The sequence below is a fragment of the Sinorhizobium terangae genome (assembly GCF_029714365.1).
GTDB classification, from domain to species: domain Bacteria; phylum Pseudomonadota; class Alphaproteobacteria; order Rhizobiales; family Rhizobiaceae; genus Sinorhizobium; species Sinorhizobium terangae.
This window is the reverse complement of sequence record NZ_CP121661.1, coordinates 516,996-542,576: the sequence shown is the minus strand read 5'-3', so window position 1 is coordinate 542,576 and position 25,581 is coordinate 516,996. Positions and strand designations below refer to the sequence as shown.

General features: G+C 61.8%; 20 protein-coding genes and 1 pseudogene. 6 read left to right on the top strand and 15 right to left on the bottom strand.

Going from position 1 to position 25,581, the window contains the following annotated elements:
• Window positions 1–3 precede the first annotated feature (3 nt).
• Complete coding sequence (locus QA637_RS30735; RefSeq protein ID WP_283068065.1) at window positions 4–231, bottom strand: hypothetical protein; 228 nt, start codon at window positions 229–231, stop codon at window positions 4–6.
• A gap of 272 nt (window positions 232–503) precedes the next feature.
• Here QA637_RS30735 and QA637_RS30730 point away from each other — a divergent pair, with 272 nt between their 5' ends.
• From QA637_RS30730 to QA637_RS30720, 3 genes are all read left to right on the top strand, one after another.
• Window positions 504–782, top strand: a complete 279-nt coding sequence (locus QA637_RS30730; protein ID WP_283068064.1) for an HU family DNA-binding protein — start codon at window positions 504–506, stop codon at window positions 780–782.
• Between the two features lie 231 nt (window positions 783–1,013).
• Window positions 1,014–1,697 (top strand): HAD family hydrolase, encoded by a 684-nt coding sequence (locus QA637_RS30725; protein ID WP_283067692.1) that lies wholly within the window; start codon window positions 1,014–1,016, stop codon window positions 1,695–1,697.
• A 121-nt stretch (window positions 1,698–1,818) separates the two neighbouring features.
• Complete coding sequence (locus tag QA637_RS30720; RefSeq protein WP_283068063.1) at window positions 1,819–2,112, top strand: WGR domain-containing protein; 294 nt, start codon at window positions 1,819–1,821, stop codon at window positions 2,110–2,112.
• Between the two features lie 590 nt (window positions 2,113–2,702).
• Here QA637_RS30720 and QA637_RS30715 read toward each other — a convergent pair.
• Window positions 2,703–3,194, bottom strand: coding sequence for a hypothetical protein (locus tag QA637_RS30715; protein ID WP_283067691.1), 492 nt, complete (start codon window positions 3,192–3,194; stop codon window positions 2,703–2,705).
• A gap of 260 nt (window positions 3,195–3,454) precedes the next feature.
• On the opposite strand from QA637_RS30715, the gene QA637_RS30710 reads away from it, so the two are divergent.
• Window positions 3,455–3,670, top strand: a complete 216-nt coding sequence (locus QA637_RS30710; protein ID WP_283067690.1) for a hypothetical protein — start codon at window positions 3,455–3,457, stop codon at window positions 3,668–3,670.
• Between the two features lie 73 nt (window positions 3,671–3,743).
• Here QA637_RS30710 and QA637_RS30705 read toward each other — a convergent pair whose 3' ends face one another.
• From QA637_RS30705 to QA637_RS30665, 9 genes and pseudogenes are all read right to left on the bottom strand, one after another.
• Window positions 3,744–3,917, bottom strand: coding sequence for a hypothetical protein (locus QA637_RS30705; RefSeq protein ID WP_283065558.1), 174 nt, complete (start codon window positions 3,915–3,917; stop codon window positions 3,744–3,746).
• 250 nt (window positions 3,918–4,167) lie between these two features.
• Window positions 4,168–6,321: an integrase gene (locus QA637_RS30700; protein ID WP_283065560.1), complete on the bottom strand. Its 2,154-nt coding sequence runs from the start codon at window positions 6,319–6,321 to the stop codon at window positions 4,168–4,170.
• Complete coding sequence (locus tag QA637_RS30695) at window positions 6,318–8,120, bottom strand: hypothetical protein (protein ID WP_283065562.1); 1,803 nt, start codon at window positions 8,118–8,120, stop codon at window positions 6,318–6,320. The genes QA637_RS30700 and QA637_RS30695 overlap by 4 nt, the downstream gene beginning before the upstream one ends.
• Window positions 8,117–9,555: pseudogene (locus tag QA637_RS30690) on the bottom strand (tyrosine-type recombinase/integrase). The gene QA637_RS30695 and the pseudogene QA637_RS30690 overlap by 4 nt, the downstream one beginning before the upstream one ends.
• Window positions 9,556–10,502: 947 nt before the next feature.
• Complete coding sequence (locus QA637_RS30685) at window positions 10,503–10,919, bottom strand: hypothetical protein (protein ID WP_283067688.1); 417 nt, start codon at window positions 10,917–10,919, stop codon at window positions 10,503–10,505.
• A complete protein-coding gene (locus tag QA637_RS30680) occupies window positions 10,916–11,182 on the bottom strand; it encodes a type II toxin-antitoxin system prevent-host-death family antitoxin (RefSeq protein WP_283067686.1) in 267 nt (88 codons plus the stop codon). Before QA637_RS30680 ends, QA637_RS30685 begins: the two co-directional genes overlap by 4 nt.
• 138 nt (window positions 11,183–11,320) lie before the next feature.
• Window positions 11,321–11,632, bottom strand: coding sequence for a DUF736 domain-containing protein (locus QA637_RS30675; RefSeq protein ID WP_283067684.1), 312 nt, complete (start codon window positions 11,630–11,632; stop codon window positions 11,321–11,323).
• Window positions 11,633–12,246: 614 nt separating this feature from the next.
• On the bottom strand, window positions 12,247–13,173 hold the full coding sequence (locus tag QA637_RS30670; protein WP_283067682.1) for an ArdC family protein: 927 nt from the start codon (window positions 13,171–13,173) through the stop codon (window positions 12,247–12,249).
• 302 nt (window positions 13,174–13,475) lie between these two features.
• Complete coding sequence (locus tag QA637_RS30665) at window positions 13,476–14,063, bottom strand: hypothetical protein (RefSeq protein WP_283067680.1); 588 nt, start codon at window positions 14,061–14,063, stop codon at window positions 13,476–13,478.
• A 466-nt stretch (window positions 14,064–14,529) separates the two neighbouring features.
• Between QA637_RS30665 and QA637_RS30660 the strand changes: the two genes are divergently transcribed.
• Window positions 14,530–14,832, top strand: a complete 303-nt coding sequence (locus tag QA637_RS30660; protein ID WP_283067678.1) for an alkylphosphonate utilization protein — start codon at window positions 14,530–14,532, stop codon at window positions 14,830–14,832.
• 32 nt (window positions 14,833–14,864) lie between these two features.
• Here QA637_RS30660 and QA637_RS30655 read toward each other — a convergent pair whose 3' ends face one another.
• The 3 genes from QA637_RS30655 to QA637_RS30645 form a co-directional block, all read right to left on the bottom strand.
• Window positions 14,865–15,749, bottom strand: coding sequence for a DUF7007 domain-containing protein (locus QA637_RS30655; RefSeq protein WP_283067675.1), 885 nt, complete (start codon window positions 15,747–15,749; stop codon window positions 14,865–14,867).
• Window positions 15,746–16,216 carry a hypothetical protein gene (locus QA637_RS30650; protein ID WP_283067673.1) on the bottom strand — a complete coding sequence of 157 codons (471 nt, stop codon included), beginning with the start codon at window positions 16,214–16,216 and terminating at the stop codon, window positions 15,746–15,748. Before QA637_RS30650 ends, QA637_RS30655 begins: the two co-directional genes overlap by 4 nt.
• A 95-nt stretch (window positions 16,217–16,311) precedes the next feature.
• On the bottom strand, window positions 16,312–18,051 hold the full coding sequence (locus QA637_RS30645) for a ParB/RepB/Spo0J family partition protein (RefSeq protein ID WP_283067671.1): 1,740 nt from the start codon (window positions 18,049–18,051) through the stop codon (window positions 16,312–16,314).
• Window positions 18,052–18,445: 394 nt separating this feature from the next.
• On the opposite strand from QA637_RS30645, the gene QA637_RS30640 reads away from it, so the two are divergent.
• Complete coding sequence (locus QA637_RS30640) at window positions 18,446–20,149, top strand: phospholipase D-like domain-containing protein (protein WP_283067670.1); 1,704 nt, start codon at window positions 18,446–18,448, stop codon at window positions 20,147–20,149.
• 251 nt (window positions 20,150–20,400) lie between these two features.
• Here QA637_RS30640 and QA637_RS30635 read toward each other — a convergent pair whose 3' ends face one another.
• Window positions 20,401–25,500, bottom strand: coding sequence for a helicase-related protein (locus QA637_RS30635; protein WP_283067669.1), 5,100 nt, complete (start codon window positions 25,498–25,500; stop codon window positions 20,401–20,403).
• Window positions 25,501–25,581 lie beyond the last annotated feature (81 nt).

The following is a 25,581-nucleotide window of genomic DNA, read 5'->3' as shown; positions in this document are numbered from 1 at the left end:
GTCTTACGTCGCGTCCGCGGGAGCTTCCTGCAGCAGCCCGTCATAGACTTCGAGCAGCGCATTTGTGATCGCCTGGCCCAAAGCGTTGCCGGCAGCACGGACATCATCCTCCGTGCCGTCACGTGCCGCCTTGGCAAGGTCGAAGCCTTGCTCGCCGACAATCTGCTTGGCAACTTCAATCGCCCAGAGCCCAAAGTCGCCACGGCTTCCGATTTGGACCGTCTCTTCCATCATGACCTTCGAATGTCTTTCATGCGCCATTACATCCTTGCAGAGATAAATGCCAGTGCATAAGCGTTGCCGCAGGGGCTGAATACAGCCTCGTGCCGCTGTTTCAAGGAGCTCCAAAAAGCGTGTGGGGTGGCGCCAGCTGCCGGAAAGATCCGTCGCCGGTCAGCAAGCTGTGGAAAATGAATATGATTGTCTGGATCGCGCACCCGCCGAGCCGTGACAATGGAGCGATCCGGTGGAAATGTTTCCGCGGACATAATGAGGGTTCTATCATGACCACCACCAATGAAATCGCCGACAAGATCGCAACCGACTACGGTCTGACGAAGGCGCAGAGCAAGACCATAGTCGAGGCTGTTTTCGCGGCTGTTGCTGCTGCAGCAACGTCGGGCGCCGAGACTTCAATCCCCCAGTTTGGGAAGTTCAAGGTCAAGGAAACGCCGGAGCGCGATGCGCGTAATCCCGCAACCGGCGCGACGATCAAGGTGGCTGCCGCGAAGAAGTTGACCTTTCAGCCGGCAAAGGCGCTCAAGGACGCGATGAACAAGTAATCCGCGTCTGTGAGAGAAAAGGCACGGCTCTACCAATAAACCGGGTCGTCTCCGGAGCGCGAGGAGGCGGCCGACATCGGTCGGGAATCGTTACCGACTAGAGTATCTGGTAAAGGTCTCACCTCAGGCCTGGCGAACGTCTCTGAGGCCGACGAGGAAGCTCGTGAGCGACCTGGGGTCAGTTGTTGATCACTGATCCGACCGCCGCTATCGAAAGAGCATACAATGGCTTTGACATTTGCAGGCGTTGTTCTCGACCTGGACGGGCTGCTTTTGGACACCGAGCGCCTGCAGGCGCAAACAGGTCCCGAGGTCCTGCGAGAATTCGGCTACGCTGTTGAGCAGGGTTTCTTTCATCGGCTTGTCGGGCTTGACCATGATGAAGCCACCCGCCTTATCAACCATGAACTCGGTGCGTATCTCGACAGTGTTGCGTTGGAGGAGGCGTGGAACGGGATCATCGATCGCCACATGCAGGACGAGATGCCGCTTCGACCAGGCGTTCACAGGTTCTTCGATGCCCTCGACGCCCATGGCCTTCCTCGCTCGATTGCGACGAACAGTGTGACGGCGAAAGCGGAGTGGAAGCTCAGGCGAGCGGGTCTCTTCGATCGGGTCAATGCTGTGGTTGGGGTCGATCAGGTCAGCCGAGGAAAGCCGGCGCCCCATGTATATATCGAGGGCGCCCACCGGCTGGGCCTTTCCCCCGAGCTTTGTGTCGCGCTTGATGACAGTGATCTTGGCGTACGCTCAGCGATCGCCGCGGGAATATCGACGGTCATCCAGGTGCCTGACATGACGCCGAGCCGGGAACGGCTCGCTCACCATCAGGTCGACTCTCTTGATGACGCGCTGTGTCTCCTGGGACTGGGCGATAAACCAGGAGATTCAGCAACGGGACGTCATGGGAAGTGACTTCACGACCGGCCAGACGATCCGCATAGATGGCGGCCAGAACTTGATCTAGGCCCAACTGTTCAGGCGCCAACTCATCACCGTTGTGAATCGATCACTGACGACCGATTCATAAGTGTCGTTGGACGCCGGCGGGAAAATCTCCGATTCTGTCGGTATGATCGCGCAGCCCTATCAGCTCTACGTCGAACGAACGGACACCTCGAAGAACATGGCCCGTTATTATGCCATGTCGATTGAGCCGACTTTGTTCGGCGATGCCTGTTTGACGCGGCGGTGGGGGCGCATCGGTGCCTCGGGTCAGCAAATGATCCATCATTTCGACCGGGAAGAAGATGCGGTGCAGCTGTTTCTCCATCTACTCAGGCAGAAACGAAAACGCGGCTATCGTCCGCGAGCTTCCGTGCCGAAATAATTAATGGCCCGCCGAAGCGGGCCGCGAAAGCGCATCATCGGCGCCGCCTCCAGTCGGTCTCGAAGGACACTTCGATCTCGACAAACAGCGGGATCTTGATGGGCACGTCTAGGCCGAGCTTTCCCCTGCGGAACAAGTGGCTGATCACCTTGCCGAGGACGTGAAGCCGGCGCCCGGTGGCAGCGAGGAATTGAGCGAGCTGTTGCGTGATGGATCTCCTTTCGAAATGCGGTCATCGAGGGATTGGCTGCACACCGGAGGAGGGATGCACCCGAAAGGCCGAGATGACGTGAAGGACCTGGCGCTGCCTGAATTCTGGCTCCGCGAGGAGCCGCAACGCGGCGGGGAAAATTCTGGCGGTGGCAGGTTGCGTCGTGACGAAAGGGCTGAAACATCCCCGATGCAGATGACAGCAGCGTCAAAAGGAGAGGCGCAACCGATCGCTATCACTGCGACCGCGGCTACTCGACTTGGCATTGTAATCGGATACGTCAATGCTCGGCGCCATCGACCCCAGGTGTATGGGCGAGTGTGTTGGCCCGAGAGTGCGTGTGTAATCCGCGACCGAGACCGCACCGCGAGGACCCCGATCAGGATCCCGCCCATCGAGCGCCGACGGCGCGCGCCGCATGTACGACAATCCCGGTTTCCCGCGTAATATCCTTGATGATCGGTGCCAATGAGCCGAGCTCTTCCTCGGTAAGCGTGACCAGCTCCGGGTAGTCGAGGTCGGTACCGCTATAGTCTGCCGTCAGAGCGTTTATCCAGCTGCCGCCATTGATGCGGTACTCATGGGTGTGGAAATCGATCTCGAGATCGTCCATGAGATTGATGGCAAAACGCCCGAAAATCTCGGTTTCGCCTTCCAACTGATATTTGGCGAACTCGTCCTCTCCGGTGAGAACGTTCCGCTCCAATGCCATGATAGTCCGGACGCGAGCAGTTGCCGCCTGAAGCCCTTCGATCAGTCGGTCATGGAGCTCTCGCGAGACGTCGGTATCGCAGCCGAAGCGGTTTGCGAGAACGAGGAGCCGGAAACCGGAAAGCCTGGCGAGGATGGTAAGGTCCTGATCCGTTGTCATATGTGATCTCCTTCATCTTGATGACCGAGATCGGCCACTCCGTGGCAAAGAGGGGTCAAGGATCGCGGAACGCGACTTGCAAGCGGGGGAACCTACTTTTCTGAAGCACAGTGCAACGCGGCGGCAGAAAAACTGGGGGAGACCGCGCCGTCCTTGACGCCGGATTTGCTGGAGTAAAATAGGAGGTCAGAGAAAGAGCCCCGCGAACTTGAAGGGGACGCGACCGCTTCCCGGCGCGAGCCGGCGGGGAGTGTCGAGAGGTGAAACCCCTGACAGGCGGGGGGCCGCTCGATCCGGCTGGCCAGGCGCACGGACATGGAGATAAGCCTCCGTCAGAACGGAGGCTCGGCGCTGACACGGCCGTCCTGCTCGGCCGAGATCACCTCGCGTTCAGCCCGGGCGAGTTCAAGTTCGGCCTCGATCTGCCGACGCGCGTCAGCGTCGACGGCGTTACGCAGCTCCAGCCGTTATCCTGACAGTCAAATGAAAAGTTGAATCTCAGTGGCGGAAAAATCGAGAGGGGTAAGTCCTCTCGTTTCGTCGCCGACCTCATTCGAGGTCAGCGGCGAAGGCTTGGATGTCACGCGCGAACTGCTCGGCCGCAGCTTGCTCCTGCGCAATCAAGGCCGCCAGTTCGGCTTCGGCCGCGGCGCGTTCTTCCTTGGTGAAATAGCAGCTCCGAAGCTCGGCGCGTAATTCGTTGATTTGATCGATAGTGGTCATGTTGATCGTCTCCTTTTGATGACGTCAACGAGGCCACGTGCGCACGAAGCGTGTGTCAGGGATCGCGGAACGCGACCGGCAGCGCCGGCGAGTGGGGTGCCGGTTTTGTCGGAGCGAAGGGAACCGGAGCGGAGATAAAACCGGGGGCCCACGCTCGTCCTTGACGCGGGCTGAGCAGCCGTAGAATGGGACGGCAGAAAGAAGAGAACCCGCGACCCCGACCAGGGGGCGCGACCGTATTTCTAGGAGGTCAGCCGCACATTACCTCGATATCGGATAAGATCTTCTCGATCCGTTGCAGGTCTTTGCCCACGGCAAGCCGCTGCAGTTCCGACAGCCTCTTTTCCTTGAGGATTGCCCTGGCGTTCTCCGCGGCATCCGCCCATGCGGGACGATGGCGCGTTGTGATGCAGGCGTTCGGGCATCGGGACGGTTCGCACAACGAGATCATCGGAGCGATCTGGTCGCCTGAGGCGGCGTGGCGGAGACAGACAGCGGTGGCAGGGTCGAAGAAGCAGTCGGCCAGCACGCCGACGTGGAGTGTTCGTGCCGTGTCCGCCAGCAGGACGCGGAGGCGACCACGGTCGGCGATGATGCCTGGAAGCGGTTGAAGCTCGGCCGCTGCGGCGTCCAGCGATCTGCCGATCCGCCCTGCAGCAGGGCCGAAGAGACCTGCTCCGAGTTGCCGTTCATCGAAATAGGTGAGTATGTCGTCCATCTGCCCGAGACGACGTTCCGTCTCGACTTCGGCACGGAAGCCTGAGCGGCTCGAACCCGCATAACCTTCAAAGGCCGCGACGGAGACGTGTTTGTATTGGATCATGCCGGCAATCGTTCCGAAGGGCCGATTGGCGATGTGCCAGGCAATCGTCCGGCGAAACTGACGTGTCGTCAGTTGCCACGGGCGCCCATTGGGGCCGGCCGGAACGACCGGCTCGCCTGCGGTTCCGAAGCGTTCATTCAGATGATCGCGAAACTGGTTCAGTCGGGTCACGATGTCTGTCGAGAGAGTATGCTTGCGTGCCCGTGCAATAAAGAGAACCGGCCAGAGCGTCTCAGTACCGCGGCGTTCGACGGATCGCATGATGAGCTGTTCGAGCACCGCGATCGCGGCCGCGACGGGCGCAATGGTAATCCACTCGGCCTCGTCGCCACGCGTTTCCTTCCCCTTATAGGCAACTGACCTTACTCGATGCCTGTCGATCAGGCCGTCCTCGGTGCGGGTGACAGAGAGGCAGCCGGGCCGCATGGCCTGGACCTCGCTGTCGCGCATGCCGGTCAGATAGGAGCAGACGATATAACAGGCGGCCTGCAGCATCCGCTCCTCCACCGCGAGTGCTCTTGCGTCGAACCGGGCCCGCCAGGGATTGCCGGTGTCGGGATCGATAGAAATCGGCGTATCCATTCCGCCGACCTCGGTCCCGAGCTCGTGGACCGCAGCTTCGACGATCTGGCGGGCACCATCGCCGGGGCGTTCATCGAGAGGTCGCCGAAGGTTGGCATCGGCGCCGGCATGCAGATAGATGAGCTGCCAGTTCAAGGGCGGCTCCGATCCGGCTGATGAAAATCGTCCGCCGATCCTGACCGGCCAGGCGGGGACACCACGGCCCTGCTTGCGGCGTTCGTCGAGGTAGGCAATCAGGCGGGCTTTGCGGCGGGCCCGCCGTTCATTGCGATGTGCCAGCGCGTCTTCGGCGATCAACATCGCGTGATGCTCTTCGAGCATTCGCAGTTCGTTGCGCGCGGCGAGAATGTCGGGTGCGAACACTGTGACGTATTTGAGCGACCAGGCAAGAAGGGGCCGGATGATGTCCTCGGGGATACGGGGCGTCCGGTTCTCCTCGACGGAGAAACGATAACCCGCAACCTCGGCGGGCCTGCGACCGTGCCATGGCTCGAAGGACAGCTTCGCCACGGATAGGTGGTTACGGAAGGCATAGAGGTCGAAAACGATCCCCAACCACTGCGTGACGATGATCGGCCGCCGTCCGTCGCGGAGAGATTTGGCGAAGCGGTCGAGCAACGCCTGATCAACATGGCGCAGATCACAGACTCCGCGATCGTCCTTGACGAAATTGAAAAAGTTCAGAGCGAAACGAAAGAGGCGGCGCACGCTCACCGGAGGCGCACGCATTTTGTAGCCAGGCAGGTCCGTGTTCAGACGCACGTAGAGATAGTCGCGAATGGCCGCCGCAATGTCTGGGTCGTCAATGGAATCAAAGTCCACCCTGGTATCGGAGCGGCGCGCATTCTCCCGAAAAACCGCAGGTCCCAAATCCCATCGAGCATCGCTATATCGCGACAGAGAGGACCTGTCGAAGCCAGCATGCAGCGGCGCTGTTGCCAGCACCGGGCGATCGTCCGCGACCGCGGTGGCGGCGTAAGGGGAACGTGCGGTCTTCAAAGTAACGCCTCCGGCGGCAGGTAGACTGAAACCGGCTCGTGCGCGAGCAGACTACGAGCTTCGGCAACCGTCACCGCAGAAAAGGCCGGCAAGATCTGCCTGGTGATGCGGGCATGCGCGGCCGCGAACTTCATCGCCCAGTGATTGGCGGAAAGCGAACGGCGCTGATCTTCGAGGAACCCAAGGAAGGATAGGATGGCGGGGAGCTTGCGGGCGGTGATGACCGCGTTCGGACACTCGAGGCAGCCCCAGAACGGCAGAGAGCAAGGCGATCCGGGTTCGCCATGGGGGCTGGAAAAGAAACCGCCGCAGCTGGCCAGCCAGATATCCTGTTCTCCATCGAGCAGAGAAATCGGGTCACTTCCCGCCGGAGCGGCGGCTGAGGCAGTGACCGGATCGCTCCGCCAGGCATCCTCCTTCTCTGGTGTCAGAATGATCGGCGACAAGGCCGATGCGACCGCCTCGGTGAAGGCATCGGCGATGACGGTCTCGTGTAGGGGGCGCAGTGCCGGAACATCAGCGTAGTGCCGCGCAGCCACCTCCCGCGTATGACCGACGGCAAAGCGCGTCATGTGCCCTTCGGTCTTCAAATACCAGAGCGCCTTGTGCGTCTTGCGAAGGTGTGAAAGCGCCAGATGGAGCGGGTGCCCATCGTCATCGAGAATATTGTGCTTTGTCGTCCACCCATCGATGAGATGCTGCGGATGCTTTAGCCCGGATTTTAGTCCACCGGATCCGTAATGCAGCCAAAGGCAGTCGCTTGGCCGGTGTCGACGGGCAGTTGCCGTCATGGCGACGATTTGGCGGATGAGGCCACCTGGCGTGCGTGGACTGCCGTCGCGCACCCGAAGCGTCTTGTACTCAGCGCCACGGGCTCGGCGTTTGATATAGGCAATCTCCACCGTTCCGTTTGCCGAGTTCTGGAGACAATCGACGGTCAAGGTTTTGCAGCACTCGATCTCCAGACCGGTCTCGAGCGCCAGAAACACCGTCAGCGGAATGACGTCGTGCGAGGTTAGATAGTGCCATTCGTGAAGCTGATGACAGAAGTTCTCCGACGAGAGACCTCGAACCCTTCGGGCGTGCAGAAGAGCTTTATATTTGCGATCGGTATGAAGGAGAATGCCTCTCGCATCGATGTGCGTATGTACGCTGTCTTCCAGGACCTTTAGATCGGAGTCTGTGGCAACCGGCCTGGGCTCGCGAAACCGTTGGAAGATACGCCCGATATCCGCACGAGCTGCATCGCGAAGCTGACTCGCAATGTAGGGGCTGTATGCATCGCGGGGACGCGACGAGGGTATTGGCCTCAACGTCGTATAGGCCAGCCGGTCGCGCAGCGCGTCGGAAAAGGTGATCGTTCCTTCAGAGGCAACCTCTCGCAAAGCCACGATGACCTTCGTCAGGATCGTCAGCAGGTGGATGGGCGACTTGCCCTTTACCGCCAACCAGGCTTCGAAGCCATCGATGTGGCGCGCCTGAAGGAGTTCCGGAGCATTGGGCACGTCCTCCGTCTCTGTCATATAGGCGAAAAACAGCGGCAGGATGCGGGCGTAGGCCGCCACAGTCGATCTGACGGACAGGCGCCCGCCGAGACCGGCAAGTCGCCGCAGCGCACCGGCGAACGCAAGTGCGAGCCAGCGCGGCGTCAGATGAGCGTAGTCAACCAGAACCTCGCCGCCATCTTGCGTCTGAATGTTAAATCGCAGACCCGATATCGCCTCTGCCGCCACCGGTGGAGGGACGGCGAGTTCGCGACTGAACGCGACGGGCTGACCCTTGCGAGGACGGGTGCTCATAGCCGGCCTCCGCTTGGCAGCAGCGCGAGCAGTTCGGCGACGGCGGTATCGACGGTGTCTGCGCGCGTGGCGATATGGTCGAGGTAGAGGGAAGTGGTCTCAAGGCTCGCATGCCCGAGAAGCCGCTGCACCTGCTGAAGAGGATCTCCGAGCAGTCTGCGGTAACCTTCCGCGGGTCCGGCGGAGATCGCCGAGGATCTGCCTTCGAGCTGGCGCTGGATCAGCATCGCCAGCATATGGACCGCAAAGGTGTGCCGAAGTTGATGTGGGCTGATGTCGATCGGAGATCCGTTCGCCTGGCAGCGACGGCAGGCACGGGCGAACGCCACCTCCCAGGAGTTTGGGCGCACCGGCTGACCAACCTCGGTCAGCCATAGCACTGCCGGCTCGGCGGGTGCATTGTCCGGATCACAGATGACGAGACGCTCCCGTTCGTCCGGCGAGAAGACCTCCAGCGGAACAGTTCGTCCGTCGGCTAGCACAAGGCTGGCCGGGCCGGCGACCGGCCGGCGGATAAAGATCGGCCGCTCTATCAAACTCCAACCTTGACGGGCCTTGAACTTTGCCAAGGCATGCGCGCGTTCCACACGAATGTAGGTCCGGAGCCGCTGAAGCAACCCGTCAGGAACAAGGACCGCCCGCCCTCGCTCGCCTTTGGTGAGACCTGCGGGCAGATTGAACCATGTCTGACGGATCGAGGAACCGGACGCCGGCAAAGCGTCGACTTCGAAGGCCAAGAGAAACGATGCCTCTTCGAGCCTCAAGCCGGTACCACCAGCATGTCCGCAAACAGCGCGTTGCGAAGCCCGTTCCTGTCGCGAGCTCCAGGCCGTTCCGCTCCATCCGGAGTAAGGCCACGCAGTCCTACATCCCGAAATCTTCGGAAATCCTCAAGCGTGACGAAACGGATGTCCGTTCGCTTTACGCGCCGTTCGAATGCATCGTTGCGCGCGACAATCTGGCCTTGGCCCCGCGTGCGATTACGACGCCAGACCTCCCGATGCGAAAATGGGCTGGAAGACAGAAGTCCCTCACGCACGCCCCACTCATAAAGCTTGTCTATTGCCGCGACCGACCGGTTCCATGATGCCGCCGAGATCCGGCTTCCGGGCTCGCCCCTTCTGCGGATGCGATGGAAGGCCTCGACGTCTTCCCGATCGGCTTCCCAGACCATCTTGTCGCGGGCATCGGCAAGGAAGCGTAGCCAAACAGCGATGTCGTAGCCGTAGGCGCGAAGGGAATGACGTGAGCGGACGCCATTGAGGGGCAGATTGAGGAAGAAGCGATCAACATTGGGATCGTAGAGCGCACCGCCTCGCAGGATTCGCGGAACATAGGCGTCGAGGCCGTCAGCAGCCCTCCGCTCCTCGATCGTGATGCTTGATGACGCAACGACAGTATCCACAGCTTGTTCAACCCTCCCCCGGACCCCCACCCGGGGAGCCCGCGTCAACGGGAGGTGCTAGAGCTGCCCGGCACTCTCCAGGCCGGCCTCCGCCAGCTATGTGGGAGCGCTGCGGCCGGCCTGGAAAGCGCCTCCCTCAGCATGTGCATCGACGTTTGGAAGACCGCTAGAGTCGGTGCAGACTGTCAAGATAAGGCGCGCAGTTCTTCGATATGCTGTTCGATTGTCATCGCGTCATCTCCTGATGTTTGAGAAAGATGACGACCGCGGGCGTGGCGAGAGGGCGGGGTCAAGGAGCGCGACGCGACCGCACCGCGGCGGGTGGGGGAGCCGAAATGCGCCAGCATTTTGGGGGAACCGCTCGTCCTTGAGGCTGCTCTTTCACCACGGCAAAATGGCACGGTCTGAGCAGACCCTACCTCTCGTTTGGCACCGAAAAGCCGGAAACCGGCTCGATGCCTGTTTCCCGGGCTTCTGCGACGAGCGTTGGCCCCGCTTGGCGATCGGGGCCGGTAGCTGCTCAGTCCTGGCTCGGGCCGCATCCCACAAGGCCGGAACAGCCTGGGGGCCGGGAGGAACTTTGTTGTTTCGCCGTTGCGGGAGGACGCTCGAGGCGGAGCCGTTCTCCGATCAGACATGCCTCATAGGCCCGCGGAGGGCGCGTCATTGACAGCGGTGGGAGCAGCCACGCGATAGACCGCCCCGGCACCGGGGCGACCCGCTATCCTCCGGCCACCGTCATGGCCGTTCCAAGGCGCACCAGACCGAGCGGATAGCACTGGCACATATGCCTCAGTGCCTGCCTCGATGACTTGTCGGCCCGACAGAACCGAGCAGCCGGCGATCCAACACCAATCCGCAACGATCGCCACAACCTCATCGAAGACATCGGAATGACGCGCCACCACTTCTTATGGCCTCCTGCCGGCCGGAGGGCACGTCCGGCCCACTCGTCCGAGTACGAATCTCCGAGTGTGCTATCTGATCCGGCTAATCTCGGCTAGCGATTTGCGGCGCGCGATGAACTCGCGGAGGACGGGAAGGAAGAACGCTTTGCTGAACCGCCCGATCGGAGGCTCGGGCTCGATGTAGAAGGAGCGGCCAACGATATCGGTGTTGAATTCATCGAGGATGATCCAGAGGCGCAGGTCTGCATCGAGTCCCGCCCGCCGCTTCTCCATGGCCGGAATTTCAGCCGCGAAGCGAGTCTGCTCGGGCTGCTTGGTGGTGATCGGGAAAAACAGAACCAAGTCGCCGTCAGGTCGGGCAAGCCTCACACCGACGGCGACTGGCCGATCCTTTCGCCCCTCTGTCTCCCCCTTTCGGGCTTGTCGCGCCCATAAATAGGGATAACGGATGACCGTCGCGGTCTGCATGTCATCATAGCTGCTCATCGGTTGGTCTCGTCGGTCCCCGCATAGGCGTCCACCGCCGCCTCGAATTCTTTGAGCAGCTCGCTCGGCATTGTTTCGAGTGTGCCGACTGAACGGGCATCGGATTGCCGGATCAGCCGTTCGTAGTCATCGATATTAAGAAGGACGAGGCGCGGCTTGTTGCGTTGGGTGATCGTGACCGGATGGCGCAACGCCTCGGCGATGATATCGCCGGACTTTCGGGAAAGATCGCTTGTTGAGTAGGAACCATCGGTGCGAGGCATGTTGATTCTCCAGATGTCTTTGCCGACGGGCACCATAGCATCAGAACCGACGCAAATCCAGCATTTACAGTATTGTTGTAAATGCTGTGTATTTCCGCGATTAAGGCCCCGCCTGGGCGGCGAGGCCAACCGAGAATATCAGTCCCGGTTCGGGCGCGACCAGATGAGCTGGAAGCCACCTTCGCCCTCGACCTCCGTCAGCGTCGCGTAGATCGGAGCCGGGAAGCTCGGGTCGTCGAGCTTGACCGAAAGATAGTCGCGATCGCTCTCGCTGGAGCGCTTCTGCCAGGCTGCGCCGAGTTCGACGGCACCCGCGTAGATGCGGAAGTGCGGGCCCTTGTCGGAGGGGTTTTCGATGCGGGCGATGCGAGCTTTGACGTTGAGGGCGAGGGTGCGGATCGAGCCGGTGAAGCCGTTTTCGTTTGCGGTAAAGGTGCCGATGGTAGCCATTGTCATGTTCCTTTCGTTGTATCGGGCCGCGCCCACCGCGGCCTCGATGGCTGTCGCAGGGATCGGGGGCGATCGGACCGCACCCGAAGGGCCGAAACAGCGTGAAGGGCCGCCGGGAGAAGCTTTGTTGCTCCGCGCGGAATGAGCGCCTGAGCGCTCAGGGGAAGAAAGTTTTCGACGGCGGTTGCGGGAGGACGATCGAGGCGCAGCCGCTCGCCGATCAGACATGCCTCATCGAGCCCGCGGGGGTGTGGCCTAACACGGCAGATCGAAGGAATATGGTGATGGCGACCCCGCCGCGTGTCGCCGTGACGGAGCATTTGCAGGGGCAATTCCGTTGCCTGGCCTCCATTTCACGGGGTCGACTTCGCAGGCGACAACCCCGTCCCGACCGGCCATTGCCTCCTGGAACCAAGGCGATACCGTCGTGCTCGCGATTCGTCGCCTGGAGGATCTATGCGTCAGCAGGCAAAGCCGGTTATCGCCGAAATCAAGCGACCGGAAAACTTCGATCTGGGGAAGGCTGGACCTCACGCCCGAACAGGACATCCTCACCTAAAGAGAGCAGAAAGAGCTTCTGCCGTTGGCGGGACAACGACCGACCCCGAGCGGTGCTACGCAGCCGCTCTCTCCTCGGCCTGACCGGACTGGAGACCGTGCAAGAAGCTTACCGCACGCTGGGCATGGGCCGCAGCCTGGAAGATCGCCCGCTTATCGTCGGCCAGAACGTTGAGCCACGAGGCGAGGTAAGACGCATGGTCCGGCCGAGGCTCCAGCTCCGGTGCGATGCCAAGGTCCGCGCACAGGAAACAACTGCCGAGTTCCGCAATCAATTCCTCTCGCGCGCGCTCCGTCTTGTCCTTGGCATAGCGGCTGAGATCACGGCCGACACGATCCGCCGGCGCCGTCCAATGCGTAGCCTCATGGCTAAGCGTCGCATAGTAGCTTGCCGCGTCCCTGAAGCTCTCGAACATCGGCATCTGAATGAGGTCGCTGGCAGGCGCAAAGAAAGCCTGGTTTCCGCCATGGCGGATCACCGCGCCGGTGTTGCGGAAGAAGCGATCGGCGATCTGGATCCGTGCAACAGGATCGCAAACCGGTGTCGGCCGGTGATAATAGTGTTCCGGCAGCCCGTCGATCTGCTCGACATTGAATACGGTGTAGGCCTTCAAGAAGGGGATCTCGCGATCGACCTCACCGCCGTTGCCGTCGCCTTCCGTTTTTGTGAAGCGGCTGGCAAAGACGACCGTGGAGCCGGTTTCACCCTTGCGGACCGTCGCGCCCAATTCCAACGCCTGCTTGAACGTCATCCACGTCGGCGAAGCGAAGCCTCGGGCGATGCCTTCTGACCAAAGCAGCAGAACGTTCATTCCGGAATAGGGTTGTCCGTTGTGCCGGAGCGGGCGTGTGATCCGGCCATGCAGGTTGCGGTCATGCCAGGGCTTCATCCATGGTTTCACGCCGCGGGCCAGGTCCTCGATGATCCGATCTGCGATACGGCTATAGATGTCCGCACGCTGCGTTTCATGCTTCCTGCTCATTTTTCCGATACCTCCAATTTCCAAGCCGGGCCGATCGCGACCCGTCACGGCGGTCCAAAGGCCGGGGTAAAGGGGAGGGCGCATGCTGGACAAGCGCCGGAACGCATGTGGAGGAGGGCGAAGCCCTTGCGGCTTAATTCCCGGCCCCGGCAGGACCAGAGCCGGACGGGTAAGCGATGGCGCCCAAGCTGATCGTCTTCCCCCTTTGCTTTGCCTTCGACATACGAAAAGGCTGGCTCAAAAGGAGCCAGCCGTCGGTCAAAGAGAAGAGAAGGCGGGACCGAAGCCCCGCCGGAAGCAGATCAGCCAAGTGCCGCCATCTGCGCTTCGGCCGCCTTGCGGTCGAGTGATGCGCCGGGGTTGTCGACCGGGCGGTCGAACGGCTTCCAGACCTCGCCGACCACCTGCTCGTAAGCGGCGACGGCGCCTTCGGCAGCCATGCGGAGAGAATGGGACTGAACGCCCATGTCGGCGGCAAATTCGCGCTTGCGCTGAGCGGCGCTGTCGTAACCGACGGGACCGTCGAGATCCTCGTCGCGGGCGTCACTGGCCGCTTTCGCCGTGGCGTCACGTGCTTCGGACACTGCACGGCTGTAAAACTGGCCGGCGCCGTGAGCGGACCCGACATAGGCGCCGACGATGCGTTGGAGATGGATCTGCATGGCCCGTTCGCCGAGCCCGTCGGAAAGGCTCTCGGCCGTCTCGATGATTAGGCGCTCATGCAGGTCTCGGATCCCGTCACCGTCGATCACGGCCGTTCCGAAGCTCTCGGCGATCGCCAGCGCCTGGGCGGCGTCCGGGCAAGTGAGCCTAACCATCTCGATGGTGGCGCCCTTTCGAATTTGCATAGCGCGAGCGGACGGGCGGGATTGGGTTGCGGCCTTGGCCATAGGTTGTTCCTTTCACGGTTTCCCCGAAGCGGTTCCGGCTCTTGCCGGTTTGCCCTTCGGTGCGGTCGAAAGGAGCCGGCGGAAGACGGGCGTTTCAGGGTCCGGGCCCGCCAGGACGAGCGAAGCCGGGAAGCGCGCAAGCAGGGTAGCCTGCCCTCGCGAAGCGCGCCGACCTGCTTTGCGAGAACGGTGTGGTCCGGCCGCCCCGCGGCGCGGAACGCGGCCTTGAAACGATCGGCCGCCGGTTCAGACCGCAACGAAACCGAAGGGCAAGCCGGCAAGAAGCTGGTTCGACACACAGAGGCCGTTGAATGGAGGGGATCCCGCAGCCGCTGCGATATCTTCCGCCGATTCTGGCTGCGATTTGATTTCGCGGCACGTCCGGGATAAAGGCTCACTCGGGTTTAGCCGCCGTTGCCGAGAGCACGACGGCATCAAGTGAACACGGCACGACGGCAGGGCAGACATGAGCAACCAGAACGATGAGTACGTCTACGACGAGGTGACCGGCGAATGGCGGCCGGCTTCGGAGATCGCCGCGGAGGCCGCGAAAGCTGCGGAGGTCCATGACGCATCCGGCAATGTTCTTGCCGATGGAGACTCCGTGGTCCTGATCAAGGACCTCAAGGTGAAAGGCGCCGGCCAAACGCTCAAGCAGGGCACGGTCATCCGGTCGATCCGACTCACCGACAACCCCGAAGAGATCGACTGCCGGCACGACACGATTAAGGGACTGGTCCTGCGCACGGAGTTCGTCCGCAAGCGCTGAGCAACTGCGCCATCGGATTATGGAAGCGGACATCACGCGCCCCTCCCACGCCGACCGGCGAAACTGGAAAGGCCGTCATAGGCGGCATGTCGCGCCTCATCGATGATGAAGCCGAACCGGCCGACCTCATATTCGTCGCTCGGGATGAGGAACCGGCGCTCCTCGGCCAGCTCCTTGCGGCTGCCGCCGATGGTGGCGATCACCTCGGTCATGCCTGGATGATGATCCGAACGCAGCGCGGCGATGACGATCCACTCGCCGGCATGCACCCTCCCGAACGCCTGCCGATCCTTCTCGTGAGACTCGCCGGGCTCGAGAGAGCGACCGTAGATCGCCTCCCAGGCCTCCGGCCAGTTGTCGCGGACCGTTTTGTCAGCCTCCTTCCGCTCATAGGTCGTGAACAAGTCCGGAAACGTCAGCGCGATGATTGCCCATGCGGCGTCCTCTTCATACCAACCGCCATCCCCCCGCAAGGTCGGATGGACGTTGGCATTACGCGCGGCGGAAAGCTTGAAGCCGCCATGCCCGGCCGTCGTGTGGGATACAATGCCACTGGCGTATACGGTGGCGTCCTGCGATGGCCCCCACGGCGTGCTCAAAGTCATCCGGACTGTCTGTCGCGCAAGCAACCGCAGCTCGCGGCTGTGTTCCGCCTGTTCGATCATGCGCGCTTGGAACGCTGCTTCATCCGCGACAGAGCCATGATGCGAGTAGAAATCACCGCGCTTGAGGTCGGCAAGCGGCCGGCTGACACGCCAGGCGCTCGTAAGGAAGTGCCGGCCGTCGCGTCCGGGTACCATCGCGAAGACGAGGTCGCCCACACGGGCGACCGGCAAACCGTCGGCACTTCGTTCAAACTCCACCTCCGGTTCGTCGGTGGTGGCGGCTTCTGACCATTGAAGAGCTGGCGTATTCATACTGCCCTCCCTTCGATGTGATCGGCGGCGATTTCATCGGCCGTCACGGGTTCGAGCACTGCGTTGGGATAGCCGTGCTCGCGCAGCCACGCTTTTGCGCCTTCATGGTTCTCGGCGAGGTGAACCAGCTCCCGCGACGAGCCGGCCCGATCGAAAACGCGGACCGACCCGATCGGCGGACGTTCGATGACCTTAAACACCAAGTCGGATTCGAGTGCGAAGGTTCGGTGAACGCGCATGGCGACGTTCCTGCCGCCGAAGTCCGCCTCATGGAGCGTTAAATAACCCGACGAAGCGTAGTTGCCGAGCTGACGCGGACCTTCCTTGTGGATCAGCCGGCCTCGGCTGTTGCGGGTCTGCCAGGCGGCGAGCTTCTTTTTGAAGCGTTCCTGCGGGCGCGGGGTGCCGTCGGACCAGCTGACGATGGAACCGATCGGGGCGAGATCATAGATTAGGGATGCGGACATGCATGCTCTCCGTGAAGTTGGCAATTGCTGGAAACCAAACCGCCGCCGGTGATGGCCGGCGGCAGAGATAGATCGGAGGGAATAGGGAGGGGCGGCTACTCGGCTGCGCTCGCGTATGGGATGTCGAGATCGTCGTTGCACCCATCGGCGTCGGTCTGCAGATCAGGTTCGACCACCGTTTCATCGTCAGCCGGATCTTCCGGCTCAAGGCCGCCCACACCCTCAATGCCGTGCACCGGCTCTTCAGCAGGTGCATCGTCGTCCTCGCCGCCATGCTCTATGTTCTTGGCGAGCCATTCGGCCAGCTTCGTATCGTCTGGAGTGAAAAGTGCGGAGGGGTGCACAAAGCGCACTTCCCTGAAATGCTCGATCAGGGCCGCCCGTGTGTCCTTCACCCGAGGCCGGGGCGGAACATTTACCGCCGCGCCTGACGCTTCGAGCGACGCCCGCGACAGGCATGACAGAAACTCGTCCGTGCCCATGTTCGGGAGATAGCTGTCGGCTCCGACGGCATCGCCGGCGATGCGAGCGACGATGCCGCTGTCCGTTCGGTTCGTGCGCGCCGAAAGCGCATCGATCAGGGTCAGCCTCGCGACCGCGCGAAGCGTATCCCTGTCAACCTCGAGCTTGCCGGTTTCGCCGATAAGCCGGACGGCGTGACGCGCGAAGCGCCTGGAGCCGTAGAGATGCTGCGACGTTTCCGAGCCGGAGTCGACTGAGACGTTCTGCCCGGCAAAGGCGAGAACAAGCATCGCCATCAGCGTCTCGTCCTCGATCGGCGCCCGGGCAAGCGCTTCGTGCAGGGCGTCGGTACGGAAGTCGCCGATCATGTCGAAACCTGCGCGCGTGACATCCGCCCGTGTTTTGGGTGCATCGATGACGTCCGCGTCGTCCTTGCCCTTGGCGGGCCTGGTCTCGGGCATCCGGTAGTGCGCCGTCTGCACCTTTCCGTCGCGATCGAGGTACATCGCGGTGCAGTCGCCTTTGGCCGGCTTGCCGTAGACTTGGCTTGCCTTCTTCGGCAGTTCCGGCTGGCCCCAATTGTTGACTTCGACGATTGCGCCCTTCTTTGGGAGATTGCTGCTCATCCATTCCTGCTGGGCGCCGAGAAAGGCTTCGACGTTGGTAGTGTACCGATTGTCCTCGTCGGCCGGGCCGAACAGGTCTTCCGCCCACTCGATGCCGTATGCCTGCCGGAGATCGTCGCCAAAACGCGCATCGCGGGCATACATGCGGGTTTTAGAGAGGCCGTTGGCGATCTGCCACCAGGCCGCAGCGTCGCCCTTCTTCGGCTTGTGGGCTTTCCAGACCTCCTTCTGCTCGTCGGGCGAGGCGGCCGCGATCGTCCTGAGATGCTGTTCGTTCGGCATGTCGCCCTTGACCATCTGGTCGAGCATGGCGGGCAGGACGTTGGCAAGCAAACGGAGCTTGCGGATCTGGCGGATGGGAAGCGCGAGCGCCACGGCAATCGCCTCCTCGGTCCAGCCGAGCGCGACCAGGCGTTCGATGCCACGCCATTGATCGACGGGATTGAGCGGTTCGCGGGCGATGTTCTCGATCATCGAGCGCATTGCGCCGTTGTCGTTGGCCGCCTCGACGACAATCACGTCGATTTCCTCGATGCCGGCGGCGATCGCCATGCGGGTGCGGCGGTGACCGGCTTCGATGATGTAACCATTGCCGCCAGCTTCCGGGAAAATGACGGGCGGCTGGATCACGCCGACGGCCTTGATCGTCGCCAGTAGCAGGGCGTCCGCCTGCGGCGTCGACTTCGACTGGCGCGTGTTGTCGGGGTTGTCCTTCAGCGCACGCGGATCGAGCTTCATCAGTTGCATGGGATGCTCCTTCTCGGGATTTGGACACGGCCCTCTACCGGTCCTTCTCGCGTCTTCTTTCTTCCCGAAGACACGACCCGGAGCGCGGAGCGGCCGGCCGGGTGCAACTGCGGCCGAGCATCGCTGCCGCGACGGACGAGCGGGGCTGACAGCCCTGCGAAGGACGAGTGGCCGGGATGGCGAGAGGCGCGGTTGAGCGCCAGCGGCAGCCGGCGGACCGATCTGCGACGGGTTTCACCTTTTCTCCGCTCTTTTTTCTTCCTTGGACGATTACTCCTGCTTCAAACCCACTTCGAAGTGATCCACTGTCACACGCGCACAACTATTCCTTGCCTATACATGATCCAGTCAACGTAGCTGGCGATCCGGTGAGATCGAACAAGGGGAGGGTTTGATGTCTGAAATCGCGTTGAAGGTATTTTCGAACGCGGACGATGTTCACCTGGTGTGGTCGCATCAGGAAGACATCGCCGGATGCCTGGGCTTCGCAATCCAGTGCAAGCGAGGCGATGCAGAGCCAAAGTTCCTGTCCAATCGCGTCGGGTTCAAGGACGACGTCGAACTCGATCCCCATGGCGAACGCTACAGGTCGCGCCCGTCCGACATGTGGCCGTTTCAACGCTACGACTGGACCGATCATGCCGCTGATCTCGGCGACGTCATATCCTATCGCGTCATCGCGCGGGTCGTCGGAGCTGATGGAAAACTGACGGACGGGCCGGCGAGCGACTGGTCATCGACATGGCGCCTGACGGCTGATTGCGGCGACGGGGTCAGCGTCCATTTCAACCGGGGCTTTGTCCTGTCCCAGTTCATGGCACGGTACATGAAGGAGAAAGGAATCACCCTACAGGAGCTCAAGGAAAAGGCCGTCATCATCAGCGAGGAAGTGGACCGTAGCGTTCGCAATTTTCTCGGCGGAACGCTCCGCGAAACCGTTCTTGCCATGATGAGCGAGGTGGAGCGCACGCCTCAACTCGAGCTTCACGCGGCACTTTACGAACTCAGCGATGAGGAACTGCTCGATGGCCTCGCGGCCATCGGCGAGCGTGCACATATCGTACTTGCGAACGGGAGCGTCAAACACGAGGGTGACGATGAGAACGCCAAGGCCCGCGCCCGCCTGAACGACGCGGGCTGCGTCATATACGACAGGTTCCTGGCGCCGGACGGTCTTGCGCATAACAAGTTCGTCGTCATCGGTGAGCGGGACGGTGATCTGTTTCGTCCCGCAAAAGTCTGGACCGGTAGTCTCAACTGGACGCCCACCGGCCTTTGCACGCAGCTCAACAACGGCATCCTGATCGAAAATGCCGGGCTGGCCACGCGTTTCGAGGCGCAATTCGAGCTCCTCAAAGGCGCCGGCCACGCCTTCTCGGACGAACTGTTAGAATCGAACAACAAGCCAAGGCGGGATATTGCCCTTGGAGCCGCCAAGGTCGACAGCTGGTTCTCCAAGGTCAGCCGCGAGATCGATATCAAGGAGCTGGTCGAACTCGTGAAGGGCGCGCGCCAAGGCATTTTCTTCGTCATGTTCCAGCCGGGGAATGAACCGGTGCGGACCCTCCTTCGGATGCAGAGCGAGAAGGACCTCTATGTTCGCGGGGTCGCGACGCAATTGACGAGCAACGGGCTTGAAGATTTCAAGTTGCTGAAGCAGGTTCCCGAGCAGTTCTTCCTCGATACGGCCCAGGCAACCGGCGTGGATATGTCCGTCGGCCGATGGGCGGTCGAAGGAACCGCGAACGAATTCAGGAACAGCATCGGCCACGCAATCACGCACTCGAAGGTCCTGGTGATCGACCCGTTCAGCGATGACCCCATTGTCGTTACCGGTTCGCACAACTTCTCGAAGGCGGCCAGTCGGGACAACGATGAGAACTTCATCGTAATCCGCGGTCACAGGGAGATCGCCATGCACTACGCCATCAATGCGGTGCAGACCTACAACCACTATCGTTGGCGGGCTTATCTGGAAGAAGCCGAGCGGGACGACAGGGATCCGTTTCAATATCTGTCGCGCGATCCCAAGTGGCAGCGCCGGCGCACAACCGGTGAAACCAAGCGGATGCTGGCATTCTGGCGCCCCGAAGCCTGAGGCTGCGTGATCTGCAGAAAAAAATGGGCCAGCGGAAACCGCGGCCCATGAAGTGTGGAGGTCAATTAACCTCCAGAGGGAACAGCTGATACGGCGGAACTGGGAGGAAGCCGCCATGTGCATCAGCTGTGGCACCAATGCTCATTTTTTGATCGGATGGAAAACATTTATTGTGCAATGCAGCTATGCACTTGCTGCGCTGCTGCTTCTAAAACCATGTGCGCGAACGCATGTCAGCAATTGGCGGTGCCTTAAGCCGCGTCTGATGCCTCTGCCGTTTCATCGCGTGCAGCGGCCGCCAATGCCTCATCGACGCCCCGAAGCCGCCTGCGCTTCTCGGCCAGTTCGTCCGCAAAGGCGAACGCGCCGCCCTGACGCGAGCGATAGGAGGCAAGGCGCCGCTGCGCTTCCTCCAGGCGGCGTTGATAGTGGTTCTGCTCGTCTTCAAACCCGTCAAGCGCATGCTCGAGGCGGGAGACGGCGCCGAGCGGCGTCACAGTTACCGGCAAATCGATCTCGTAGTCCGCATCAGTGCGCTGAAGCAGGGTCGTATAGCGATATCCATCTCCCTTACCGAAACATTCGCCGGAATGGACCAGATCGAAGCCGCCGATCGAGGCGATGACGACTTCCTTCTCCTGCTGGAGTTGGACGAGGGTGAGAATTTCCTTCATAAGCGCGCGTCCGGCAAGCTTCCGCTCGTCGTAAGCCTTGTCCTTGATCGTCATGACGAAGGCATCGCCAGCCGTCGGAATGAGACGCTCGATGTCCCTGCCGATCTCGGCGATGCGCCGGATCGAAATCTCTATGGCGCGTTGGGCATCGCGGATCTGCCGACGCACCGCATACTGGTCGTCGTCATGGGCGGCGCGCAGCCGTTCGAGACGGGCAATATCGGCCTCTAGCCCCGCCTTCTGCATCAGACGTTCGTCGCCGCTCGCGATCGCCTTGGCCATGGCGAACTGGTTGGCAGCACCCTCGCCAAGATCTTCGAGCCGGCGGATCGACGTGTCACCGGACAAGGCCGCGGCGATGAAGCGGGCCTTGCGCTCGTTGTTCTGCCACATGCTGGCGTCGAGCGAACCCTGCGTGGCATATGCGAAGATGTCGACCTCATCATGCTGGTTGCCCTGCCGCACGATCCGGCCCTCCCGTTGTTCGATCTGCGAAGGCAGCCATGGGACGTCGAGATGATGCAGCGCCTTGAGGCGAAGCTGCGCGTTCACACCGGTTCCCATCGTGTCTGACGAGCCGATCAGGAAGCGGATTTTGCCGGCGCGCACGTCTGCGAACAGGCGTTGCTTGGCCTCGGTCTTCTTGTAGTCCTGCATGAAGGCGATTTCGGGTGCCGGAACGCCCATGCGGACGAGCTCGTCGCGGATCCAGCGGTAGGCCGAAAAACCTCTGGTCTTCTCTACATTGATGGTGCCGAGATCGGAAAAGATCATTTGCGCCGCACCGGGCAGATCGAACGGTTTGCCGTCCGGTCGCAGATAGGTACTTTGCGCGGTTTCCCGCCAGATACGATGTGCGTTCTGGACCAACAGGTTGAGCTTGTTGTCCGGCTCATTGTCATTGGCTGGATCGACCAGGCGCAGGTCGATGGCGGCATGGCGCCCGTCGGTGATGACGGAGAGCAGGATGTCGTCGCCGGGATGCGCAGGTCCCTCACGCATCTCGATCGCCTTGATGCGGGCGTCGAGGATCGTCTGGTAGTTCTTGAAGGCCTGCGTCGGCTTGGCCGTCAGGATCTGCCGCCGGCCCGTCGAGATAACAGGTACTTTAACATATTCTCGGAGATCCCCAGGCATCACCACGTCCGCGAAGCTGCGGAACATGGCGATCAACTCGGGAACATTGACGAAGGAGGCAAAACGGCTAACCGGCTTGTATTTGCCGGACGGCTGGATCTCCAGCTCGGTCGTGGTGTCGCCGAAGGTTGAAGCCCAGGCGTCGAACTCGTGCAGGCCACGTTCGGCCAGCGCCGCTTGGCCGAGCAGGCGCTGGACCGAGAACATCTCTCCTAGCGTGTTGGTGATCGGCGTACCCGAGGCAAGAACCAGGGCGCGGCCGGGGTTCTTCGTCTCGATGAAGCGTGACTTGACGTAAAGGTCCCAGGCGCGCTGCGAGCCATTCGGATCGATGCCTTTCAAGGTCGACATGTTGGTGGCGAAGGAAAGCTTGCGGAACTCCTGCGCCTCATCGACGACGATCTGGTCGACGCCGATCTCGGAAATCGTCAACAGATCGTCCTTGCGAGTCGACAGCGCCTCTAGTCGTTCCTTGAGGCCTTCCTTCAGCCGTTCGAGCCGCTTGCGGGAAACGCGATCCTCACTGTCGACCTTGGTGAGAAGATCCTCGTAGAGCTGCAGCTCGTCCTGGATCATCTGTTGTTCAAAGGTCGACGGTACGGCGATAAACCGGAACGCTGAATGGGTGATGATGATCGCATCCCAGCTCGCCGTTGCCGCGCGCGACAGGAACCGGGCCCGCTTGTCTTTGGTGAAGTTGGTCTCATCGGCGACGAGAATGCGGGCATTCGGATAAAGCGCCAGAAATTCGCGGGCGGCCTGTGCCAGGCAATGGCCGGGCACCACCAGCATCGCCTTGGCGATCAGCCCCAGCCGGCGCTGTTCCATGATGGCTGCCGCCATCGTCATCGTCTTGCCGGCGCCGACGGCGTGCGCCAGATAGGTCGAGCCGGACGAAATGATGCGCCAGATGCCGCGTTTCTGATGCTCATAAAGAACAAAGGCGCCAGAGGCGCCGGGCAGTTTCAGGTGCGAGCCGTCGAAACGCCTGGGCGCGATATTGTTGAAGCGATCGTTATAGACCCGCGCGAGCCGGTCGGTGCGATAGGGGTCGGTCCAGACCCAGTTCTGGAACGCTTGCTTGATCTTCTGCAGCCTGTCGCGCGCCGCTTCGGTGTCGACGACGTTCAGGACCCGCCGCTCGCCGTCGGCATCCTTGAACACGTCGAAGATCTGCGGCACCCGGCTGTTCAGCGCATCGGCGAGCAGCTCGCCGGCGTGCCGGCGATCGGTGCCCCATTCGGATGTGCCGGCTGCCGTCCATCCGAGTTGCCGCGCCGCGACGGTCCATGAGCCGAGTTCCGGCATGTGATGGATCCTGATCTCGGCACCCATCGTTTCGTACACGAATTGCACGATATCGGTCGCGGGTATCCAGGGCGCGCCAAGCCGTGCGGTGATATCCGACGGGCGTAGATCGGCGGGCTGCACGGCCTGAAGCGCACGGACATTGCGCTCATAAGCGGGATCGAGCCCGGTCGCGGCTTCCGCGACGGCGAGTTTCGTGCGCACGGCGCCGGAGAGATAGGCGTCCGAGGTTTGCCAGGAGCCGTCGGCCGGATCGCGAAAGATCGCATCACCGAGCTCATCGACGACCGCATCGCTTTCGCAATGCAGGAGCTCGGCGATATGCTCAAGATCGACATGGCCGCGATCGTTGAGCACGACGGCCAACGCATCGGCGGCGTTGCTGATCACAGGCGGGGCAGGGGGCGCAATGACGCGCTCGGAGAAGATCGGGCCTGGCCTGGCCGTATCGGTTTCGATGTCATAGTCCTCGATCGAGGCGACCAGCCAGCAATCCGGATCGTCAAGAAAGGGTGCAAGGTTTGGGCGACGATGGATCTCGCGGATCTCGCCAGTCTCCTCGGTTTCGCTGATCGACACCGTCGTATGATTGATCGCTCCGAAGTCGCGCACGAAACTCGACCAGGCGATACGCAACCGCACCTGCAGGTCGCGCCAGGGCCGGTCCATCTCCTGCGCTTTCAGCACCTCGCGCACGGAGTCGCGGATTGGGATCAGTTTCTTGATGATGCGAACATGTTTTTCCGGGATGCCGTCGGTGCCGCGGCCCTTGCGCACCGTTATCGCCGCAGGCGCCCCGTCGACGATCTGCATGAGACCGTGCCTGTTGTCGATGAAGAAGCTGCCTTCGCGGACCCGAGTGCTGTCGAGTTTCAGGTCGACGATTTCGGCCAGCTCGTCTTCGAGATCGACGTCAATTTCGCCGGGCTCGCCGTCATAGATACCCTCGGGAAGCAATTGAATGGCGGCATTCAAGACCACCGTGAGGTCCTCGCCGGCGCGCGGCAGGCACGTGTAGCCTTCACCGAACTGCCCGACAGTGAGCGCATGGGTACCGAGCACGAAATCCGGATGGCGTGCAAACCAGCGGTTCACGCGGATCGGCCCCTCCCCCTCGGTCGCAGCGCGGGCTTCCTCCAGATCGAGCCAGGCGAGATCGCATGTCGGTTCGCCGGCCTTGCGCTTGCGGAAGAACAGGATGTCGACCACAACGTCGGTACCGGCATCTTGCCGGAAACTGCCTTCGGGTAGACGGATGGCGGCGATTAGGTCGGCGGATTTGGCAATACGCTCTCGGCACCTGCTGTCGGCCTTGTCCAGTGTACCGGCGCTGGTGACGAAGGCAGCCAATGCGCCAGGTTTTAAAATATCAATCGACCGCGCGATGAAGTAATCGTGCAGCCTGAGACCGAGCGAGCGATAGTGCCCGTCGGAGCGAACCGTCCGATCGGAGAAGGGCGGATTGCCGATGGCCAGATCGTAGATTGGATTGAGGTCGGTGCGCGCGAAGTCCGCGTTGATGATTCGCGCTTTCGGCTGAAGCAGCCGGACGATACGCGCCGTGACCGGATCGAGTTCGATGCCGGTGACGTAGCTCACGTCGCGATAGAGCTTTGGCATCAGCGCCGGAAACAGGCCCGTCCCGATCCCGGGTTCCAGCACGCGGCCGCCGCGCCATCCGAGCCGCCGCAGGCCTGCCCAGATCGCCCGTATTACGAATTCGGGCGTGAAGTGGGCATATTGGGTGCAGCGCGCCAGCGAAGCATAATCCGCCTCGCTGACCGCCGACTCCAGAGAACTACCGAGATCTTCCCAGGCCGCCCGGAAATCCGGTTCACCAGGGCGACGGAACATTCCATTCGCCAGATCCGAGCTGCCAAAACCGGTAAACCGGATCAATCTCGCTTGCTCGTCATGTGTGGCAGACCGATCCTGCTTGTCGATTTCGCTGGCAGTCAGGATGGCGGCGACATTTATTCGCGCGCGTTCCTTCCACGTGGCGGCCAAGCCACGGTCGCCATCGTCGAGATAGAAATTGGCGCGATGGGCCTGTTTGTTTGACGCCGGCTGCTTGGCCGCCGGCAGAGGGAGCGCGGGGGAGGGGGAGGGCGGCGTCGGATCGGGATCGTCGTCGTTGGCAGCGAAGCCGCCAAATGCGGTGACGCCGAACCCGAGACCCGACGACAGCGCGCTGCCGGCGAACATATCAAGGGTGAAGGGATCATTGCTCATCGAATAGCTCCTTGGTCAGAGGGCGAGCGTCTTCGTCCTGTCGCAAGGGACAGCCGATCGGACGCGGAGGGGGTGGAAAGG

Coding starts and splice junctions, on each gene's coding strand:
- QA637_RS30730 (WP_283068064.1), top strand. CDS start 504: ATGACCACCACCAATGAAATCGCCGACAAGATCGCAACCGACTACGGT.
- QA637_RS30675 (WP_283067684.1), bottom strand. CDS start 11,632: ATGGCTACCATCGGCACCTTTACCGCAAACGAAAACGGCTTCACCGGC.
- QA637_RS30680 (WP_283067686.1), bottom strand. CDS start 11,182: ATGCCTCGCACCGATGGTTCCTACTCAACAAGCGATCTTTCCCGAAAG.
- QA637_RS30650 (WP_283067673.1), bottom strand. CDS start 16,216: ATGTCCGCATCCCTAATCTATGATCTCGCCCCGATCGGTTCCATCGTC.
- QA637_RS30685 (WP_283067688.1), bottom strand. CDS start 10,919: ATGAGCAGCTATGATGACATGCAGACCGCGACGGTCATCCGTTATCCC.
- QA637_RS30645 (WP_283067671.1), bottom strand. CDS start 18,051: ATGCAACTGATGAAGCTCGATCCGCGTGCGCTGAAGGACAACCCCGAC.
- QA637_RS30670 (WP_283067682.1), bottom strand. CDS start 13,173: ATGAGCAGGAAGCATGAAACGCAGCGTGCGGACATCTATAGCCGTATC.
- QA637_RS30635 (WP_283067669.1), bottom strand. CDS start 25,500: ATGAGCAATGATCCCTTCACCCTTGATATGTTCGCCGGCAGCGCGCTG.
- QA637_RS30735 (WP_283068065.1), bottom strand. CDS start 231: ATGGAAGAGACGGTCCAAATCGGAAGCCGTGGCGACTTTGGGCTCTGG.
- QA637_RS30665 (WP_283067680.1), bottom strand. CDS start 14,063: ATGGCCAAGGCCGCAACCCAATCCCGCCCGTCCGCTCGCGCTATGCAA.
- QA637_RS30705 (WP_283065558.1), bottom strand. CDS start 3,917: ATGACCACTATCGATCAAATCAACGAATTACGCGCCGAGCTTCGGAGC.
- QA637_RS30695 (WP_283065562.1), bottom strand. CDS start 8,120: ATGAGCACCCGTCCTCGCAAGGGTCAGCCCGTCGCGTTCAGTCGCGAA.
- QA637_RS30640 (WP_283067670.1), top strand. CDS start 18,446: ATGTCTGAAATCGCGTTGAAGGTATTTTCGAACGCGGACGATGTTCAC.
- QA637_RS30715 (WP_283067691.1), bottom strand. CDS start 3,194: ATGACAACGGATCAGGACCTTACCATCCTCGCCAGGCTTTCCGGTTTC.
- QA637_RS30655 (WP_283067675.1), bottom strand. CDS start 15,749: ATGAATACGCCAGCTCTTCAATGGTCAGAAGCCGCCACCACCGACGAA.
- QA637_RS30660 (WP_283067678.1), top strand. CDS start 14,530: ATGAGCAACCAGAACGATGAGTACGTCTACGACGAGGTGACCGGCGAA.